The sequence below is a fragment of the Bacteroides xylanisolvens XB1A genome (assembly GCF_000210075.1).
In the GTDB taxonomy this organism is placed as follows: domain Bacteria; phylum Bacteroidota; class Bacteroidia; order Bacteroidales; family Bacteroidaceae; genus Bacteroides; species Bacteroides xylanisolvens.
The window spans coordinates 3,185,922-3,207,934 of sequence record NC_021017.1 but is presented as its reverse complement, the minus strand read 5'-3'; the positions used below and the strand labels follow the sequence as shown (position 1 = coordinate 3,207,934).

Below are 22,013 nucleotides of genomic sequence, written 5' to 3'. Positions count from 1 at the left end.
GCGCACCACAGGGAAATGATGCGACAAACATAACAAAGATATGTACGACGACCTGAAAGAAAACATTATTTTAGTAATGCAGCACCCTATCGCGCGCCGCCCCATCTCCAACTTATCAGATGAAGAACGAGAAAAAGCATTTGACTTGTTAAACTATCTTTCAACTTTATCCGTTGACGAAAACTATACCTTGTTAGATTACATCCAAATGGCACGTCTTGAATATGCACTTGGAGAGCTTGAGTATAAAACAACCAATGATACAGAAAAAGTAATACGACATTTTAGAACCGCCCTCCAACATCTGGAGAAAGGAGGGTTCGACTTAAGTATAAGCAAGTGGACAGAGTTAGTCAGCCTGCGAACCAAAGAAGACACGGAATAATTCAGAATCATAACCCTTACCAATATATATAGAAGATAGAAAACAAAGCGAAAAAGATTGCTTGTGCAAGTAGTCCTTTCGTTCTATCTTCGAAGAGGATGCCTTCCCCACACTTGATACCCCAATATCTTGATCGGCATCCTCTTCTTCTATCTTTCTGCCAAATCTTTTTTACATAAAATTCCCCAATACAGCAGTATTCTACTTATTAACTAATTTATTAACGCACAATTCTTTTTCAGCTTGGTCATGAATTTCGGAAACCATATCTTTGCGTCGTGATCACAAAACAACAATAAAACAGATTAACTAACTATTAAAAGAAGAAAGACTATGGCATTAAAGTATGTTGTCAAGAAAAGAGTTTTCGGCTTTGACAAAACAAAGACTGAAAAGTATGTAGCACAGAATGTAATTACCAATACGGTAAATTTCAGAGATTTATGCAAGGAAGTATCCATGTTCGGTATGATTCCCGAAGGCGCAGTGAAGCACGTGATTGACGCACTGATTGATGCGTTGAACACGAACCTCAACAAAGGATTGTCTGTGCAATTAGGTGACTTCGGATGTTTCCGTCCGGGCATGAGTTGCAAAAGCCAGAAAGAGGAAAAAGATGTAGATGCCGATACCGTTCGTCGAGTGAAAATTGTATTTACGCCGGGATATAAATTTAAGGATATGCTGGATAATGTAAGTATTTACAAGACGGAAGGAAACGGCGGCACCTCTTCCGGAAATGGAGGGGGAAATAAACCGGAAAATCCGGACGAAGGCGGTAGCGGTGAGGCTCCGGATCCTGCAGCATAACGTATGAATCATATCTATATATGTATTAGTTATACGCAAGTCTACGTATAAACAGCGTATAAGAACTGACTAATATAACAGCCAATTTTTATTAACGTGAGATACCTTTTCCACCGCGGTGGAAAACTGTATCTCACGTTTTTACTGATTAGAGTAAGTAAAATACTCTATTTTCTAGCTAATTTATTAAAAACTAGCCTTAATTGAATGATTTTTTGACCTTCACTGAATAAAATATTCCCTATCTTTGACTCCCGAAATTCAAACCTAATACAAAAAACCCATGAAGAAACAACTACTCTCTTGCTGCTTGGCTGCATTGGGACTGACAGCAATTCAAGCGCAAAGCTTCAACGAGTGGAAAGATCCGGAAGTGAATTCCGCAAACCGCTCCGCTATGCACACTAATTACTTTGCTTTCGCATCGGCTGATGAAGCTAAAGCCGGCATTAAAGAAAATTCCGCAAATTTCATGACCCTGAACGGTCTTTGGAAATTCAACTGGGTGAGACACGCAGACGCACGCCCGACCGACTTTTACCAGACTAATTTCAACGACAAAGGTTGGGATGATCTTCAAGTTCCCGGTGTTTGGGAGTTGAACGGCTACGGTGACCCTATCTATGTCAACGTAGGATATGCCTGGAGAAGCCAATTCAAAAACAACCCTCCGCTAGTGCCGACAGAAAACAACCACGTAGGCTCTTACCGCAAAGAAATCATCCTTCCTGCTGACTGGAAAGGCAAAGAGATTTTTGCACATTTCGGCTCGGTAACTTCCAACATGTACCTTTGGGTGAACGGACGTTACGTAGGATATAGCGAGGACAGCAAACTGGAAGCCGAGTTCAACCTGACCAACTACCTGAAACCGGGTAAAAACGTGATTGCTTTCCAGGTATTCCGCTGGTGCGACGGCAGTTATCTGGAAGATCAGGACTTCTTCCGCTACTCTGGCGTAGGACGTGACTGCTATCTTTACGCACGTGACAAGAAATACATCCAGGATATTCGCCTCACTCCAGATTTGGATAGCCAATATAAAGACGGTACGCTGAACATAGCCGTTGATCTGAAAGGAAGCGGCACAGTTGCCTTGGACTTGACAGATACTCAAGGTAACAGTGTAGCAACTGCCGACCTGAAAGGCTCTGGCAAATTAAACACTACCCTATCCATCTCCAACCCGGCCAAATGGACTGCCGAAACGCCTAATCTCTACACGCTGACCGCTACACTGAAAAACGGCAACAACGTAGTAGAAGTAATCCCCGTTAAAGTAGGATTCCGCAAGATTGAGCTGAAAGGCGGACAGATACTCGTCAACGGACAACCGGTGCTCTTCAAAGGAGCCGACCGTCACGAAATGGACCCGGACGGCGGTTATGTCGTTTCTCTCGAACGTATGTTGCAGGATATCAAAGTGATGAAAGAATTGAATATCAACGCTGTACGTACTTGTCATTATCCGGACGACAACCGTTGGTATGACCTTTGTGACCAATATGGTCTGTATGTAGTGGCCGAAGCCAACGTAGAATCTCACGGAATGGGTTACGGCGATCAGACACTGGCAAAGAACCCGAGTTACGCTAAAGCTCACATGGAGCGTAACCAACGCAATGTACAACGTGGATACAACCATCCGTCCATCATCTTCTGGTCACTGGGCAACGAAGCCGGCATGGGACCGAACTTTGAGAAATGCTACACTTGGATTAAGAACGAAGACAAGACACGTGCCGTACAGTATGAACAAGCAGGAACCAGCGAATTCACCGATATTTTCTGCCCGATGTATTATGACTACGACGCTTGTATCAAATATAGCGAAGGCGACATCCAAAAGCCGTTAATCCAATGCGAATACGCGCACGCAATGGGTAATTCACAGGGAGGATTCAAAGAATACTGGGACATCATCCGCAAATATCCGAAATATCAGGGCGGATTTATCTGGGACTTTGTAGATCAATCCTGCCACTGGAAAAACAAAGACGGAGTAAATATCTATGGTTATGGCGGCGATTTCAACAAATACGACGCTTCGGACAACAATTTCAACGACAACGGTTTAATCAGCCCCGACCGCGTGCCTAATCCGCATGCATACGAAGTGGCTTATTTCTATCAGGATATATGGACTACTCCTGCAGATCTTGCCAAAGGTGAGATCAATATCTTCAACGAATATTTCTTCCGCGACCTCTCTGCATATTATATGGAATGGCAATTACTGGCAAACGGGGAAGTAGTGCAAACAGGCATTGTATCCGACCTGAAAGTTGCACCCCAGCAAACTGTGAAAGTGCAAATTCCGTTGGACGTGAAGAATATCTGTCCTTGCAAGGAATTGTTGCTGAATGTGAGCTATAAACTGAAAGCCGCCGAAACGTTGCTGCCGGCAGGAACGACTATCGCTTACGACCAGTTAAGCATCCGCGACTACAAAGCACCGGAACTGAAACTGGAAAATCAACAGGCTTCCAACATTCCGGTTATCGTGCCCAGTATTTTGGACAACGACCGCAATTACCTGATTGTGAAAGGTGAAAACTTCTCTATGGACTTCAATAAGCACAATGGTTACCTTTGTCGCTACGACGTCAACGGCATGCAAATGATGGAAGACGGCAGCGCACTGACTCCTAACTTCTGGCGTGCACCGACCGACAATGATTTCGGAGCCGGACTGCAACATAAATACGCTGCCTGGAAGAATCCTGAACTGAAACTGACTTCTCTGAAACATGCTATTGAAAACGATCAGGCAGTGGTTCGTGCAGAATATGACATGAAGTCGATTGGCGGAACATTATCGCTGACTTACACCATTAACAACAAGGGAGCAGTGAAAGTTACCCAAAAGATGGCGGCAGACAAGAGCAAGAAAGTTTCTGACATGTTCCGCTTCGGTATGCAAATGCGGATGCCTGTCAACTTCAACGAGGTAGAGTACTACGGTCGTGGTCCGGGAGAGAACTATGCTGACCGTAACCACGGAGCCATGTTAGGCAAATACCGCCAGACGGTGGAAGAACAATTCTATCCTTACATCCGCCCGCAGGAAACCGGAACCAAAACGGATATCCGCTGGTGGAGACTTCTGAACATTAGTGGTAACGGATTGCAATTCATATCGGATGCTCCTTTCTCTGCTTCTGCCCTGAATTATACCATCGAGTCATTGGATGACGGTGACGGTAAAGATCAACGTCACTCACCGGAAGTAGAAAAGGCAGACTTCACCAATTTCTGTATCGATAAGGCACAAGCGGGACTTGCTTGTGTGAACAGTTGGGGAGCCATCCCACTGGAAAAATACCGTCTTCCTTACCAAGATTATGAGTTAAGTTTTATTATGACTCCTGTATATCATAAAATAAAGTAAAAAACATAGTTAAAAAACACGGTATCAGAGAACAAGAATACCGAATTTAAAGTACTTTTGCAGCCGGAAACTAATTTAACCGAATTAGTTTCCGGCTTTTTCTTCCTTAACCCCCTTAATCTATATGGACGAACAGCACACTGGCAACAAACGCATTAAATTAAAAAACAGATATTTATTAAGTATGAAAAGTAGAATTGTTTTATTTGCATTTTGCGTAGCCCTCTTGTCTAGTTGTGGCAATAAGGGCAATGACACAGGAAAGGCTCCTGAATATGCAGTACAAGAGTTACAAAAAACAACTGCCAATTTAACAACCGCTTATCCGGCTACAATCAAAGGTAAACAAGATGTAGAAATCCGCCCCCAAGTATCGGGCTTCATCACGAAACTGTGTGTAGACGAAGGAGCAACTGTACGTAAGGGACAAGTGTTGTTCATTGTTGACCCGACTCAATATGAAGCAGCCGTACGCACTGCCAAAGCAGCAGTTGCTACAGCCGAAGCAGCAGTGAGCACTCCACAAATGACGTATGACAATAAGAAAGAGTTGAACAAGAAGCAAATTATCAGTGACTATGACCTGGCAATGGCAGAAAACTCTCTGGCACAAACCAAAGCACAGTTGGCACAGGCAAAAGCACAACTGACCACTGCTCAACAGAACTTGTCATTCACACAAGTTAAAAGCCCGTCAGATGGTGTTATCAACGATATTCCTTATCGTATAGGGGCACTAGTAAGCCCTTCTATCGCTACACCGATGACTACCGTATCCGAAATTGACGAAGTATACGTATACTTCTCAATGACAGAAAAGGAATTGCTGGCAATGACCAAGTCCGGTAGCACAATCAAAGAAGAAATCAGCAAGATACCGACTATCAAACTGCAACTAATCGACGGTTCCACATACGATGTAGATGGAAAAGTAGACGCTATCACAGGCGTTATCGACCAATCTACCGGTTCGGTAAGCATTCGTGCTATCTTCCCGAATAAGGAACATGTATTGCGTAGTGGAGGCACGGCAAACGCTCTGATTCCTTATACCATGGAGAATGTAATCACTATACCGCAGTCTGCAACAGTAGAAATCCAGGATAAGAAGTTCGTTTATGTTCTGCAACCGGACAACACAGTGAAATATACAGAAATCAAAATCTTTAATCTGGATAACGGGAAAGAGTACTTGGTTACTTCCGGTTTGAATTCAGGAGATAAAATTGTAATCGAAGGAGTACAAAACCTGAAAGATGGCCAGAAGGTTCAACCTATCACACCAGCGCAGAAAGAAGCAAACTATCAACAACATTTGAAAGACCAACGCGACGGTAATTTAGCCACAGCCTTCAACTAATAATCAGATAATCATATGAAATTAGATAGATTTATTAACCGTCCGGTACTATCAACCGTTATTTCTATCCTGATAGTCATCCTGGGGGCTATCGGATTGGCGACACTGCCTATCACGCAGTATCCGGACATCGCGCCTCCTACTGTTTCGGTAAGAGCCACCTATACGGGAGCCAGTGCATCGACCGTATTGAATTCCGTGATTGCTCCATTGGAGGAACAGATCAACGGTGTAGAAAACATGATGTATATGACCTCAACTGCGTCAAACACAGGTTCCGGTGAGATATCCATATATTTTAAACAAGGAACAGACCCGGACATGGCCGCTGTCAATGTACAAAACCGTGTCTCTATGGCACAAGGTCTGTTGCCTGCCGAAGTAACTAAAGTCGGTGTAACCACCCAAAAACGCCAGACTTCCATGCTGGTAGTATTCTCTCTATATGACGAGACAGATACATATAGCGAATCATTTATTGAAAACTATGCTAAAATCAACCTAATCCCACAAGTACAACGTGTTCAAGGTGTAGGTGATGCTAACGTTTTGGGTCAGGATTATTCTATGCGTATCTGGTTACGACCGGACGTCATGGCACAATACAAGCTCGTACCTAGTGATGTTTCCACTGCTCTGGCAGAACAAAATGTCGAAGCAGCTCCAGGACAGTTCGGTGAACGAAGTAACCAAACTTTCCAATATACTATCCGCTATAAAGGACGTTTGCAACAGCCTGAAGAGTTTGAAAATATCGTTATCAAATCTCTTCCTGACGGTGAAGTACTCCGTCTGAAAGATATAGCAGAAATTCAGCTGGACCGTTTGGGATATAACTTTACCAACCGGGTAGACGGTCACAAATCTGTGACTTGTATCGTATACCAGATGGCAGGAACCAATGCGACACAGACCATCAGTGATATTGAAGCATTGTTGGATGAAGCATCAAAAACGTTACCTACCGGATTGAAACTGAACATCTCCATGAATGCCAACGACTTCCTCTTCGCTTCTATCCATGAAGTATTGAAGACGTTGATCGAAGCATTTATCCTGGTGTTTATCGTAGTGTATATCTTCTTGCAGGATTTACGTTCGACATTGATTCCGACTATCGCCATTCCGGTAGCTCTGATCGGTACTTTCTTCATCCTGTCCCTGGTAGGATTCAGTTTGAACTTGTTGACGTTATGTGCGCTCGTGCTTGCTATTGCGATTGTGGTCGACGATGCGATTGTGGTCGTCGAGGGTGTGCATGCCAAGCTTGACCAAGGTTATACATCTGCCCGTCTGGCTTCTATCGATGCCATGAATGAATTGGGTGGTGCTATCGTATCTATTACGTTGGTCATGATGGCTGTATTCGTTCCGGTAAGTTTCATGGGAGGTACAGCAGGAACATTCTATCGTCAGTTCGGTATGACTATGGCTATCGCTATCGGTCTGTCCGCATTGAACGCGTTGACTTTGAGTCCGGCTTTGTGTGCCGTTCTTCTGAAACCTCACAAAAAAGAAGACGGAACAACGGAAGACTCCACATTGAAAGAACGCATGAAAGTAGCCTATACGGCAGCCCATACAACCATGATCAACAGATATACCGAGGCTATCGGAAAGATGTTGCATCCGGGAATTACACTTACTTTCACGCTTATTGCCATTCTCGGCATGATCTTTGGTTTGTTCAGTATCAATCCGATAGTTACTGCTATTTTCGTAGTGCTTAGTATTCTGGCACTGATCGGAATGAGTACGAAGAAGTTTAAAAACAGATTCAACGATACATACGAATCAATCCTGAAACGTTATAAGAAACGAGTACTGTTCTTTATCCAGAAGAAATGGTTGTCTATGGGATTAGTTGTCGCTTCCATTGCGATACTTGTATTCTTCATGAACACCACCCCGACAGGTATGGTACCTAATGAAGATACCGGAACACTGATGGGAGCAGTAACATTACCTCCGGGTACTTCTCAAGACCGTTCCGAAGAGATTTTGGCACGTGTAGACAGTCTGATCGCTTCCGATCCTGCGGTATTGTCACGTACAATGATTTCCGGATTCAGCTTTATCGGTGGTCAGGGACCTTCCTATGGTTCTTTCATTATCAAACTGAAAGACTGGGACGAACGTTCCATGATACAGAATTCTGACGTTGTGGTCGGCTCCTTATATATGCGTGCACAGAAGATTATCAAAGAAGCACAAGTATTGTTCTTCGCTCCTCCTATGATCCCGGGTTACTCGGCATCTACGGATATTGAAGTGAATATGCAGGATAAGACCGGTGGTGATCTGAACAAATTCTTCGATGTGGTTAATGATTATACGGCAGCATTGGAAGCACGTCCGGAAATTAATTCAGCAAAGACTTCCTTCAACCCGAATTTCCCGCAATACATGATTGACATTGATGCGGCAGCTTGTAAAAAAGCTGGCATCAGCCCGAGCGATATCCTCACTACTATGCAAGGATATTACGGAGGTTTGTACGCATCCAACTTCAATCGTTTCGGTAAGATGTATCGTGTTATGATTCAGTCAGATCCGTTATCACGCAAAAACCTGGAATCTTTAAAAAATATCAAGGTGCGTAATAGTGCAGGCGAGATGGCCCCGATTGCCCAGTTCATTTCTGTGGAGAAAGTATATGGTCCGGATATTATTAGTCGTTTCAACCTTTATACCTCTATGAAAGTAATGGTAGCTCCGGCAAGTGGTTATACATCCGGTCAGGCATTGACGGCTCTTGCCGAAGTTGCTCAAGAAAACCTGCCTACCGGTTATACGTATGAACTAGGAGGTATGGCGCGTGAAGAGGCTCAAAGTAGCGGAAGTGCTACCGGACTGATTTTTGTACTCTGTTTTGTATTCGTTTACTTATTGTTGAGTGCACAGTACGAAAGTTACATTCTTCCATTGGCCGTATTATTATCCATTCCGTTCGGTCTGTTAGGCAGTTTCCTGTTTGTGAATGGTGTAAGTGCTATCGGTAATATTTCGGCATTGAAGATGATTCTGGGTACGATGTCAAACAATATCTATATGCAGATCGCGTTAATCATGTTGATGGGTCTGTTGGCGAAGAATGCCATCTTGATCGTAGAGTTCGCCCTAGATCGTCGCAAGATGGGTATGAGTATCACTTGGGCAGCTGTATTGGGTGCCGGTGCTCGTCTCCGCCCGATTCTGATGACATCATTGGCGATGGTAGTCGGTTTGCTTCCGTTGATGTTTGCCTTCGGTGTAGGTGCCCACGGTAACCGTACACTAGGTACTGCCTCTATCGGTGGTATGTTAATCGGTATGATTTGCCAAATTTTCATCGTTCCTGCCTTGTTTGTTATCTTCCAGTATCTGCAAGAGAAAGTTAAACCGATGGAATGGGAAGATATTGACAATGCAGATGCCGTAACAGAGATTGAACAATACGCTAAATAATGAAATTCGATATGAAGAAACAGATTCTATATATGTTGTGCGCAACTGCTCTCTTGAGCAGCTGCCACATCTATAAGTCGTATGACAGACCCGAAGATATCACTACTTCCGGCCTGTATCGCGATCCGGTAGCGGATAATGATACACTGGCTTCGGATACAGCTAACTTCGGAAATCTGCCGTGGAGAGAAGTCTTCACCGACCCGCAACTCCAGTCACTCATCGAAGCAGGACTGAAACAAAATACGGACCTCTTGTCTGCTGCACAGAATGTGAAAGCGGCAGAAGCATCCCTGATGTCGGCACGTTTGGCTTATGCTCCGTCACTGGGATTGTCTCCGCAAGGAACGATTAGCAGCTTCGACAAGAACGCAGCTACAAAAACTTATTCATTACCTGTCACAGCTAGTTGGCAAATTGATTTGTTTGGTCAGCTACTGAATGCTAAACGGAGTGCCCAGGTTACTCTGAAGCAAACTAAGGCTTACCGCCAGGCAGTACAGACACAGGTTATCTCTAACGTCGCCAATATGTATTATACATTAATGATGTTGGACCGCCAGTTGGAAATAACCAAGGCTACAGCAGAAATTCTGAAAAAGAATGCAGAAACGATGGAAGCCATGAAAGATGCGGCCATGTATAGCATCAATTCAGCTGGTGTAGAACAAAGTAAAGCCGCTTACGCACAGGTACTTGCCAGTATTCCTGATATCGAGCAGAGTATCCGCGAAACGGAAAATGCACTGTCTACTCTTTTGGGAGAGGCTCCCCATGCCATCAAGCGTGGTGAATTGGAAGCACAAGTACTTCCAACCGAACTTTCCGCCGGTGTGCCTATTCAGCTATTATCCAATCGTCCGGACGTAAAAGCAGCCGAAATGTCATTGGCTAGTTGCTATTATAATACCAACTCGGCTCGTGCCGCTTTCTATCCGCAAATCACACTTAGCGGTTCAGCAGGATGGACAAATAATTCAGGAGCTGGAATCGTTAATCCCGGCAAATTGTTGGCCTCTGTTGTCGGTTCACTGACACAGCCATTGTTCTACCGCGGACAGAACATCGCTCGCCTGAAAGCTGCTAAAGCGCAGGAAGAACAAGCGAAATTATCTTTCCAACAAGCCTTATTGAATGCTGGTAGTGAGGTTAGCAATGCGCTAAGTTTATACCAAAAGACCAGTGAAAAGGTAGAATCTCGCCAAATGCAGGTAGAATCTGCTAAAAAAGCTTCGGAAGATACAAAAGAATTGTTTAACTTAGGGACCTCAACCTACCTGGAAGTATTGTCTGCACAACAGTCTTACCTGAGCGCACAAATCTCTCAGGTTTCTGATTGCTTTGATCGAATGCAGGCAGTAGTAAGCCTTTACCAGGCACTGGGTGGTGGAAGAGAAGAATAACTTTAAACATATACTATTATGATTAGTCCGTTAGCTTACGTAGATCCCGAAGCAAAGCTGGGCAAGAATGTAACTGTTCTGCCTTTTGCCTACATTGAAAAGAATGTAGAGATCGGAGATGACTGCGTCATCATGTCCTACGCTAGTATCTTGCAAGGTACTAAAATGGGAAAAGGAAATAAGGTACATCAGAATGCCGTCCTCGGAGCGGAACCGCAAGATTTCCACTACACAGGAGAAGAAAGTAACCTGATTATCGGAGATAACAACGATATTCGTGAGAATGTGGTAATCAGCCGCGCTACATTTGCCGGCAATGCTACCAAAATCGGAAATGGAAACTACCTGATGGATAAGGTGCATCTTTGCCATGATGTACAAATCAGCAATAATTGTGTAGTAGGTATAGGTACTACCATTGCAGGAGAGTGTATGCTGGATGACTGCGCTATTCTAAGTGGCAATGTTACCCTACACCAATACTGTCATATAGGTAGCTGGACACTGGTACAAAGTGGATGCCGTATATCTAAGGATGTACCTCCATACGTTATCATGTCAGGAAATCCGGTGGCATATCACGGTGTAAACGCTGTGGTTCTCTCGCAACATCGCAATACATCGGAAAGAGTCCTCCGTCACATCGCCAACGCATACCGTTTGATTTATCAGGGTAATTTTAGCGTTCAGGATGCTGTACAGAAGATTATCGATCAGGTTCCTATGAGTGAGGAGATTGAGAATATTGTAAATTTCGTGAAGAACTCGGAAAGAGGCATTGTGAAATAAACAAAGTGACTTCATATAAAGAAGGTTGATACTTTTTCAAGTATCAACCTTCTTTTTTTATCTTCAAATTCAGAGATTCAATTCATTATTCAAACTCCAATGTTCCGAAGAAATCGGGGCGGTGGAAATCCGGCTGTTCAATCTGTATCGGATTCCATGAAAGGAAATGAGGGGTTTGCAATTCATCGCCACACTTATAGAAATTAGCTTTTATCTCCTTTCCATCGAGCGAATCAATCTGGTGCTTAAAGAACACAGAATACGGAATGATAAGAGCCACTTCCCAGTCCGTTTCACCGATGCGTTCAGCAAAAGGCTGATTACCCAAACTAGACCAGCGTTGTACAAGAGCAGTCACCTCTTTCGGTGCATGTTCGCGGTTGTTACGCACAGGTCCGGCACCCACCAGAATAGTTCCGATGCAATTGCATTCTATATTATAATAGATCCCGTCGCCTGCAGGTATAGAAAAGAATTCCACGCAGGAGTCAGTCCATACAGAACCGTTATCTTCTCCATACTTGGCACGTACACTCTCCTCTTTCACTTTAAAATGTAGTAAAATCAAGTTCTGTGTGTGAGCAATTCGAAAATTCACTTTAGGTTTGTAAGGATATTCAGCCCAATTGACACACTGAATCGGCTGAAAATCTATTTTTTCTTCATCGAATAGTTTAGGAAGCGAACAAGCCTCCACATTAGCCGCACTAATTTTCTTTACTTTCATATATCTTTCGTTTGAATGATACAAATATAGTTACTTTCTTTGGTTTACACCTTATTTCTATGTTATTTTTAAATTGCAAATTATTATATCAAAAAATAATATTTAGTTAAATATTACTCAACTATTATATAATGAGATATTTTTTCATATATTTGCCATCACTTAACCGATTAAATAGATACTGTTTATGAAAACATCCCTTAAAGACATAGCAGAAACCTTAAAATTATCCAAGACAACAATCTCTTGGGTACTTTCTGGTAAGGGGGATGAAAAAGGTATTAGTCTTGCTACACAAGAAAAAGTCTTTCAATGCGCCAAACAGTTGAATTACCAGCCTAATTTATTAGCCAGAAGCCTAAATACGGGTATATCAGGTACAATCGGATTAATCATACCGGATATTACAGACTCTTTTTACTCCAAAGTTGCCCGTTCTATAGAAAAGGAAGCGGAAACACAAGGCTATTCATTAATGATTTGTAGCTCTGAATCTGAAATAGAAAGAGAAAACAGAATGATCCGGTTATTCAAAGCGAAACAGGTGGATGGAATTATAGTAGCCCCCACAAAAGTTTCTAAAATTGAAATACAGAATCTAGTCAAAGAAGGCTATCCATTAGTCTTATTTGACCGCTACTTTCCTGAGATGCAGACAAACTACATCATTATTGACAATGAAGGCAGTAGCTACGAGTTAGTAAAGAAAATGATCGATAACGGTTCATCTAAAATAGCTATTATTACCACGAATCCTCATCTCCGCACAATGAATATGAGACGAGAAGGGTATGCAAGAGCTTTAATTGAAGCCAACCTACCCGTTGATCCTGATCTATATGGAGAGGTGACCTTTGTTGATTATGAGAAGAATGTTTTCAAGACTCTTGATCAAATATTCAGCAAAGTACCTGATGTAGATGGGTTCTTCTTCACAACCCATATTTTGGCTCTGGAAGCATTCCGTTACTTTTATGAAAAAGGAATCAATATAAATAAAGGATATGAATTGGCTTGTATTCATGGAGTATCAGCATTCCGTGTCTTAGCACCTAATATGAACATCGCAAGAATGCCAATAGAAGAGATCGGTAAGAATGCCGTAAGGATTCTACTTGGCGATATCAAATATCGCTTGGAAAATTCGACCGAAAAAAAAGAAGTAGAAACACTTGTCCTGCCATGTTCATTACCCTAGTCATGATTTTACATTTTTTCTTCAATCACTTAACCGGTTTAGTGAAAATAAATAATGATATCAAATTAACAAATGTAACAATAAAGAAAATAGCCCTCTAATTATTAACATAAAGATACAGAATTATGAAGTTCCAAATTAAAAATGAAAAATACATGCTGGCTCTATTAGGACTTCTAGTATGGGCATGCAGCAGTAACAACATTGATATTGAAAATATGCGATGTGAATATCAAATTTCTCCAATTGGCATTGATTCACCAGCACCGCGTTTTACTTGGAATTACACAACCAATAATGAAGATGCAACAGAGTTTTCTCAAGACAGCTATCAGCTATATATCGCCACCCGGGAACAAGATTTGAGAAACTCATCCGATAATAGCTGGCAATCTGACACTATTTACTCTGACACTCCTCATGCGACCTATCAAGGATCAGAAAAATTGAAATCCAGAACTCGTTATTACTGGCAAGTAATAGCATGGGATAAAACAAAGGAACATAAGATTATCTCTCCTATATCCAGTTTTGAAACAGCTCAACTCAACCAAAGTGACTGGACAGGAGTATGGATTACTGATAATCATGATAAAGATTATACGCCAGCGCCCATGTTGCGCAAGTCGTTTATCGCTCAAGATGATATACAACAAGCAAGATTATATGTAAGTGCCGCTGCATATTATAAAATGACATTAAATGGTAAATCAATAACATCATCACATCTCAATCCGGGTTTTACTCATTATGATAAAAGAAATCTGTATAACACATACGACGTCACTTCACAACTGCTCAAAGGAGAGAACGTACTATCTGCAATACTTGGGAACGGATTCTACAACGAATCGGCCCCTGTAGCAACATGGAGCTATGAGCAAGCCCGCTGGCGTAACCGCCCAAGAATGATCTGCGAAATGGAGATATTATATAAAAATGGAGAAAAGCAAACCATCCATTCAGATTCTACTTGGAAAACGAGTACCGGTCCTTATATACAAAACAATATTTATAGTGGTGATACCTATGATGCATGTCTTGCAATTGCTGGATGGGACAAACCGGGTTTTGATGACTCTAAATGGACAAATGCAATTCAGGTGGCTGCCCCTTCTCCCCTACTAGTATCACAAAACATGCCTGCTATTGAAACGGAACAATTTATCACTCCAATCAATATGCGTTCTTTTGGTGATACAGTCTATGTATACGATTTTGGAGTTAATATGTCAGGGGTCTGTACTCTTTCTATCAATGGCAAGAAAGGCACTAAAGTCAGTATGCAACACGGCGAATTGCTAAAAGATAACGGACGCTTGGAAATGCGCAACTTAGATATTTACTACAAACCATTACCTGGCCTCGCTTTTCAAACAGACACTTATATATTGGACGGAAAACAAGGTACATTCACTCCAGATTTTACATATCATGGATTTCAATATGTAGAAGTTCGTTCAGATCGTCCTGTAAAACTTACTAAAGAGAGCTTAACCGCTCAATTCATACATACGGCTGTTCCTCCTGTTGGTAAATTCAGTTGTTCAAATGAACTATTAAATAAAATATGGAAAGCTGCTAATCAATCATATTTATCAAATCTGATGAGTATCCCGACTGACTGTCCCCAACGAGAGAAAAATGGATGGACTGCCGATGCACACATAACAATGGATTTAGGATTATTAAACTTCGATGGTATTACTTTCTATGAAAAATGGCTGGATGATATGATTGATAATCAAAATGAAGAAGGACGTATATCGGGAATCATTCCTAGTTCCGGATGGGGCTATGATGACTGGATAGGTCCTGTATGGGATGCTGCCATGTTTATCGTGCCAATGGCAATTTACCACTACTATGGAGATACAAGAAGCATCGAAAAACTATGGCCTGTATGCACCAAATACCTTGCCTACCTCGCAGGACGCGAGGACGCGGAAGGAACCGTAACTTACGGAATTGGTGACTGGGTATTCCATAAAACACAAACCCCTACAGAATTCACCACTACCTGCTATTATTATTTAGACAATCTGTATATGGCTAAATTTGCAGAACTCATTGGAAAAGATGGTAGTAGTTATGCTAAGAAAGCAGAAGAATTGAAATTGCTTATCAATCACAAATACTTCGACACATCCAAAGCTATTTATGCCAATGGTTCGCAAGCAGCACAAGGAGTTGCCTTATACCTTGGAATCGTTCCTAAAGAATACGAACAGCAGGTTGCAGATAATCTTTCTACGATGATAAAAGCCAATAAAAACCTGCTCGATTTTGGAGTTTTAGGCAGTAAAACAGTCCTGCGGATGCTTTCCAAATATGGATATGCTGACTTGGCATATCAGATGGCCGCACAAGAAGAAGCTCCATCTTGGGGCAATTGGATAAAACAAGGTTTCACTACACTAGCAGAAACATGGATACTTTCACCTGAATTTAGAGATGCCTCCGTAAATCACATGTTTCTTGGAGACATTAATGCATGGATGTACAATATATTGGCAGGCATTAATTATGATGAACAGAAACCCGGATTCAAACATATTCTTATCCAACCTCATTTCGTAAAAGGTCTTGACTGGGTAAAAGCAGAATATAAATCTGTAAACGGAATCATTCGTTCTGAATGGGAACGTAAAGGAGAACAAGTGATTCTCAAAGTCACGATCCCAGTCAATACGAATGCAACAGTAGAATATAATGGTAAAAAGATAGATTTAAGGTCAGGAAAACATCAACTCACATTTTAATTGAAACAAAAGAAAGGAGGTTTAATAGAGGTATATAAAGAAGCAAAAATGAGACCGTTATGTAATACTATAAAAATATAACACTAGTTACTTTGTCACACCATCAATCAAATCTATTAACAATGAATAAAATCAGTACACTGCTATTTTTGATATTTCTCACTTGTACAAGTGGTGTTTTTGCCGATTCCGGTAGTTCCATCTCCTTAAATGGAACATGGGAACTCTCTTATTGGATGCAACCTGAAGAACCTATAACTTCGCCCAAGGACATGCAACTAGCTGAAGTGAAACATCTATCAGCCCAAGTCCCCGGTAATGTAGAACTAGACCTAATGGCTGCCAACTTAATTAAAGATCCGATGATTGGCAGTAATGTAAATGAATTACGCAAATGGGAAGGCTATCAATGGTGTTATTCCAAATCATTCGTAGCGCCACAACTAAAACCAGGACAACAATATCAACTCTTCTTTGCCGGAATAGACTGTCTGGCCGATATATGGCTGAATGGAAAGCACATTGGCAAAGCAGAAAATATGATGATTGAACATGCTTTTAATGTAACTAAAGAAATAAAAGCAGGAGAAAGCAATCAACTCCAAGTGATACTCCGTTCATCTGTTATTGAAGGACAAAAACATCTGTTAGGGACATTCAGTATTGGAAACTTCCCGTCTGAAGAATCCGTATTCATCAGAAAAGCTCCGCACACCTATGGATGGGACATTCTGCCACGATTAGTCAGTGCAGGTTTGTGGAGAGATGTAGAATTACGCGTATTGAATCCGGCACGTCTCACAGATGTTCACTATATGGTCGCCAATGTAGACACTGCTACCAGAAATGTACGTTTGTATACTGATGTACAAGTAAAACTACCTTTCGAAAAGTTCGACAAAGTGAAAGCCGTATATACATTAAGTCGCCATGGGAAAGAAATATATAAAGGAAGCTCTGTTGTCGTTTCCCCAGCATTCCGATATATAATGGAAATCAAGAATGCTGATTTATGGTGGCCAAGAGGATATGGAGAACCGGCTTTATATGATGCAAAAGTAGAGTTAGTAGATTCTGACGGCACTATTTTATCAACAGATAATAAACGGGTAGGCCTCCGCACGATTCAACTAGACATTACAGACATCAACCTCCCACCGGATCATCCGGGTAAATTCTGTTTCATAGTCAATGGAGAACCTATTTTTATTCACGGAACCAATTGGGTACCCATGGATGCACTCCATAGCCGGGATCATTCTTTCGTAGACGAATCTATCCGCATGGCTGTAGAATTAAACTGCAATATGATACGTTGTTGGGGTGGCAACGTGTATGAAGATCATCATTTCTTTAATTTATGCGATGAAAAGGGCATTATGGTATGGCAGGATTTTACGATGGGATGTACTTTCTATCCTCAACGCAGCTCATTTACACAAGCATTGGAAGAAGAGGCCATTTCCGTTGTATGCAAGTTACGCAATCATCCATCACTCGTTTTATGGTCAGGAAATAATGAAGACGATTGTGCACTGCGCTGGTCTTTGCAACCATTTAATATTAATCCAAATCAGGATGTAGTTAGCCGCAAGGTCCTCCCGGCAGTTATTTATGAGTTTGACCCTACTCGCCCTTATCTTCCCAGCTCTCCTTACTACAGCCAAGCGGTATATGAAAGAGGAAGTGCTGACCAATATTTACCAGAAAACCATTTATGGGGTCCCAGAGGATATTACAAAGACAAATTCTATACGGATGCTACCTGCTGCTTTGTCAGTGAAATCGGCTATCACGGCTGCCCTAATTTAGAAAGTCTCCAGAAAATGATGACAAAAGATGCCGTATATCCCTGGACAAAAAATCATGAATGGAATGATGAATGGGTTACCAAATCTGTTCGTAGATTCCCAGAATGGGGAAAGACATTCGATCGCAATAATCTTATGATTAATCAGGTACGTTTACTTTTTGGTGAAGTTCCCTCCAAACTGGATGATTTTATATTCGCTTCTCAATCCGTACAGGCAGAAGCTATGAAATATTTCATAGAAATGTGGCGTGGAAAGAAGTTTGACGACAAGACTGGTATTGTCTGGTGGAACCTGCGGGATGGATGGCCAGTGATCTCTGATGCGATTGTTGACTACTACAATTCAAAGAAGATGGCATATTATTTCATCAAGAATGTTCAACAGGATGTTTGTGTACTAATCAATGATGCAGAAGGCGGAAATTACCCACTGATAGGAACGAATGACACACGCAACGTACAAAGTGGTAATGTAACGGTAACAGATGCATCCTCGGGACGTAAAATCTATGAGAGCACTTTCCGTATTCCAGCCAATCAAAAGGTCAGAATAGCCTCACTACCGGAAGAAAGCGGTCAAGGAATCTATCTGATCCAATACCAGATCGGTAATCAGAAATTCATGAATCATTACCTATACGGCAAGGCACCTTTCAACTTGAAAGAATACAAGCGGCTGTTACAAAAAACCGGATTATACGCTAAAAAATAATAGTTATGAAAGAGAACTTGTTAGGAATTGACGTAGGAGGCACCAAATGCACCATCATCTACGGTATCAAAGAAAACGACGAGCTACATATCATCGACAAAAAGAAATTTGATACGACCACAGTCGACGAAACAATAGACAGAATTCTCTGTGAAACCGAAAAGATGATGAACCTCCACCAGCTAACCCCTACTAACACAAAAGCGATTGGAATCTGTTGCGGAGGTCCTCTCAACAGTGAAACAGGCATCGTGATGTCTCCCCCTAACCTACCGGGATGGGACAACATCCCCATTGTGGCAATGGTGGAAAAAAAGACGGGCATTAAAACCAATCTACACAATGATGCCAATGCCTGTGCTTTAGCCGAATGGAAGTTCGGAGCAGGAAAAGGAACTAAGAATATGGTCTTTCTCACATTCGGTACGGGACTGGGAGCAGGATTAATATTAAATGGCAAACTGTATACGGGCACCAATGACAATGCCGGAGAACTGGGACATATCCGCCTGTCGGATTTCGGTCCGATAGGTTACGGTAAAAAGGGCTCTTTTGAGGGATTTGCCAGCGGTGGAGGTATTGCTCAACTCTCCAAAATGTATGTGATGGAGAAATTGCAGACCGGACAGAAAGTTGAATGGTGTACCTTACAGGAACTAGATCAGCTTACTGCCCGAAAAGTGGCTGAAGAAGCTGCCAAAGGTGATAAATTAGCCCAAAGCATATATGAGACGTCTGCTATTTATCTGGGAAAAGGATTATCCATGGTGATCGATATCTTGAATCCGGAAGTCATTGTGATAGGTGGCATCTATACCCGGAATAAAAATATGATGGAACCCATCATGCAAAAGATAATCGATCAGGAAGCATTATCCTGTGCAAACAGAGTATGTAAAGTGAAACCAGCCGCCTTGGGAGAGCAGATAGGAGATTATGCAGCTCTTTCTGTAGCCGCTAACTTAACCGATTAACTATTATGAAAGAGCTTATTGAAACAACACTGGAAGAGGCTCGGCAAACGTTGGAGAGCTTTCTTGAGGAAACAACAACAGTCGGGATTATTTCACAGGCAGCCTCTACCTGCGCCGAAGCATTAAAAGCCGGAAATAAGATTATCAGCTGTGGTAATGGAGGTTCTTTATGTGACGCCACCCACTTTGCAGAAGAACTAACCGGACGTTACCGCAACAACCGCATCCCGCTACCGGCAATTGCAATCAATGACCCGGCTTACATGACCTGTGTGGGAAATGATTTTTCGTTCAACGAGATCTTCTCCCGCTATGTAGAAGCTATGGGATGTAAGGGAGATGTATTATTGGCCATCAGCACAAGCGGACATTCCGAGAACATACTGAAAGCTGCCGTACAAGCACACAACAATGGAATGAAAGTGATAGCGCTGACTTCAAAAGGAGAGAATGAACTGTCACGACTGGCAGACATTGCAGTCTGCGCGCCACGAGCAGCACATTCCGACAGAATACAAGAAATTCACATCAAAGTTATCCACATTCTGATTCAGGCAATTGAGGCAGAATTAGGCTTTGAATAATAACCTACTAAATTTAATCAATATGGCAATGAAAATGACACATATCAGTAAAACTCTATTGAGTATTGTTTGCACACTTTGGGGAATGTCCGCCTGCTCGGATGATTATAACAAATATGACGATTGCCCGGCTTGCAACTATTATCCTGTTGCAGTAGGGAATTCAACAGGAACTCCGGTTCATGCTATCGGTGTCGAGATGGATCCACACTTCTTCTCACAAAACATCACCCGCAATGATGGTTCAAAGGCTGAAGATTGGGAAAATATAGTTGTACAACGGGTAAAGAAAATGAAAGTACAACAATTCCGAATCATGATGCAGCCACAATGGTGGGAACCCTCCAATGACAACAACGATCCTAATGTCGCGGATATGAGCAAATTCACTTTTGATTCGGAAGAAATGCAATCTGTATACAAAGTATTGGATCTGGCCCAGGAGAATAATATCGGAGTGACATTAGTCGTATGGGGAGCCATTACCAATATCGACTTACTATCAGGCATTAACAATGGTCAAAAGCATTTCTTGTGTGATGCACGAAGTTATAACGTTAATCCGGGTTGGATTGCCGGTATAGATAACTATGAAGAATTTGCTGAAAACTTCTCCACAATGGTGAAATACCTGATTGAAGAAAAGCATTATACCTGTATCAATCAAATTACTCCATTCAATGAACCTGACAGTCATATAGCAGGTTACGGCCGCATCATGTGGCAAGGTGATTTTGAAACCATGGGTTGGCAGGACACCTACGCCCCCATGGTGAAAGCACTGGATGCCAAGTTTAAAGCAGATGGAATACGCAGTAAGGTACACTTCAACCTTTCTGACAATACAGACGGTACACCCGGATATATCGCTGCCTGTGTTTCCGCTTTCACAAACGATGAAGCCGACCTGTATAACTCTCATGTATACAAGTTTGACTACAACACCCCTAATTCGACTCTCGTAAATTGGGAACGTCAAAATATAGCTTCTGCAGGAGGTAAAAGACATTTTGTTGGAGAATTCGGTTTTCCTGGATACGGAAGTGCCCGTCAATATGGTATAGACACGTATACGCGAGGGGTACAGATAATCCGCGTTGCTCTGAACTATCTGAATGCCGGTGCTTGCGGAGTAAGCTACTGGAGTCTGATCGATCAATATTATAACCGCAATGCCTCCTATTCGGAAATGCAGCAACTCGGTTTATGGAAATATCTAAAATCCGCTTATACCGAAGACCCAGATGTATATTCCAAAATCAAGGAAGACTACGAGGTACGTCCTCAATACTATGCATATAGTCTGTTGACACGTTTTGTCCGCCAGGGCGACGAAGTATATCCATTGGATCTCGGCGACGAGTTGATAGCCGGAAGTGCTTTTCTCAACACAGAGGGAAAATGGACGTATGTACTTTCCAACGCTACAGACAAAGACAAGATGATACAGTTGGAAAATGATAAAGAAGGTGCCAATGGAGAATACAATGTCTACAAATATATGGAAGGACGCCTACCGGAAGGTGATAATCTTATAGAATCAACAGAAACGGTCAACACGCAAGAGAATAACCTAAAACTTAAATTATCTCGTTCATCAATCAGGGTATTAGTACAAAAATAGAAGTATATACACCCCATTTAGTGGGGATATATAT

At 42.1% G+C, this 22,013-nt stretch carries 14 protein-coding genes; 13 read left to right on the top strand and 1 reads right to left on the bottom strand.

Annotation, left to right across the window (positions count from 1 at the left end; genetic code table 11):
• Window positions 1-40 precede the first annotated feature (40 nt).
• From BXY_RS12595 to lpxA, 7 genes are all read left to right on the top strand, one after another.
• The gene (locus BXY_RS12595; protein WP_004307475.1) at window positions 41-385 is read left to right on the top strand and encodes a hypothetical protein; all 345 of its coding nucleotides are present in this window, start codon (window positions 41-43) and stop codon (window positions 383-385) included.
• Between the two features lie 333 nt (window positions 386-718).
• Window positions 719-1,195, top strand: a complete 477-nt coding sequence (locus BXY_RS12590; protein WP_004298336.1) for an HU family DNA-binding protein — start codon at window positions 719-721, stop codon at window positions 1,193-1,195.
• 283 nt (window positions 1,196-1,478) lie between these two features.
• Window positions 1,479-4,586: a glycoside hydrolase family 2 TIM barrel-domain containing protein gene (locus tag BXY_RS12585; protein ID WP_008641755.1), complete on the top strand. Its 3,108-nt coding sequence runs from the start codon at window positions 1,479-1,481 to the stop codon at window positions 4,584-4,586.
• 184 nt (window positions 4,587-4,770) lie between these two features.
• On the top strand, window positions 4,771-5,946 hold the full coding sequence (locus BXY_RS12580) for an efflux RND transporter periplasmic adaptor subunit (protein ID WP_208946815.1): 1,176 nt from the start codon (window positions 4,771-4,773) through the stop codon (window positions 5,944-5,946).
• A gap of 15 nt (window positions 5,947-5,961) precedes the next feature.
• The gene (locus BXY_RS12575) at window positions 5,962-9,393 is read left to right on the top strand and encodes an efflux RND transporter permease subunit (RefSeq protein ID WP_004307479.1); all 3,432 of its coding nucleotides are present in this window, start codon (window positions 5,962-5,964) and stop codon (window positions 9,391-9,393) included.
• Between the two features lie 11 nt (window positions 9,394-9,404).
• Complete coding sequence (locus BXY_RS12570) at window positions 9,405-10,796, top strand: TolC family protein (RefSeq protein WP_004307480.1); 1,392 nt, start codon at window positions 9,405-9,407, stop codon at window positions 10,794-10,796.
• 18 nt (window positions 10,797-10,814) lie between these two features.
• Complete coding sequence (lpxA, locus tag BXY_RS12565) at window positions 10,815-11,585, top strand: acyl-ACP--UDP-N-acetylglucosamine O-acyltransferase (protein WP_008641754.1); 771 nt, start codon at window positions 10,815-10,817, stop codon at window positions 11,583-11,585.
• Between the two features lie 85 nt (window positions 11,586-11,670).
• Here the strand turns inward: lpxA and BXY_RS12560 are convergent, their stop codons facing one another.
• The gene (locus BXY_RS12560) at window positions 11,671-12,312 is read right to left on the bottom strand and encodes a carbohydrate-binding family 9-like protein (protein ID WP_015532093.1); all 642 of its coding nucleotides are present in this window, start codon (window positions 12,310-12,312) and stop codon (window positions 11,671-11,673) included.
• A 187-nt stretch (window positions 12,313-12,499) separates the two neighbouring features.
• On the opposite strand from BXY_RS12560, the gene BXY_RS12555 reads away from it, so the two are divergent.
• The 6 genes from BXY_RS12555 (at window position 12,500) to BXY_RS12530 (ending at window position 21,979) form a co-directional block, all read left to right on the top strand.
• The gene (locus tag BXY_RS12555) at window positions 12,500-13,510 is read left to right on the top strand and encodes a LacI family DNA-binding transcriptional regulator (protein WP_004310382.1); all 1,011 of its coding nucleotides are present in this window, start codon (window positions 12,500-12,502) and stop codon (window positions 13,508-13,510) included.
• A 125-nt stretch (window positions 13,511-13,635) separates the two neighbouring features.
• On the top strand, window positions 13,636-16,272 hold the full coding sequence (locus BXY_RS12550) for a family 78 glycoside hydrolase catalytic domain (protein WP_004310380.1): 2,637 nt from the start codon (window positions 13,636-13,638) through the stop codon (window positions 16,270-16,272).
• Window positions 16,273-16,394: 122 nt separating this feature from the next.
• Window positions 16,395-18,797 carry a glycoside hydrolase family 2 protein gene (locus tag BXY_RS12545; protein ID WP_015532092.1) on the top strand — a complete coding sequence of 801 codons (2,403 nt, stop codon included), beginning with the start codon at window positions 16,395-16,397 and terminating at the stop codon, window positions 18,795-18,797.
• Between the two features lie 5 nt (window positions 18,798-18,802).
• A complete protein-coding gene (locus tag BXY_RS12540) occupies window positions 18,803-19,771 on the top strand; it encodes an ROK family protein (RefSeq protein WP_015532091.1) in 969 nt (322 codons plus the stop codon).
• Between the two features lie 5 nt (window positions 19,772-19,776).
• A complete protein-coding gene (locus BXY_RS12535) occupies window positions 19,777-20,355 on the top strand; it encodes an SIS domain-containing protein (RefSeq protein ID WP_004310374.1) in 579 nt (192 codons plus the stop codon).
• Window positions 20,356-20,377: 22 nt separating this feature from the next.
• Complete coding sequence (locus BXY_RS12530; RefSeq protein WP_008641751.1) at window positions 20,378-21,979, top strand: glycoside hydrolase; 1,602 nt, start codon at window positions 20,378-20,380, stop codon at window positions 21,977-21,979.
• Window positions 21,980-22,013 lie beyond the last annotated feature (34 nt).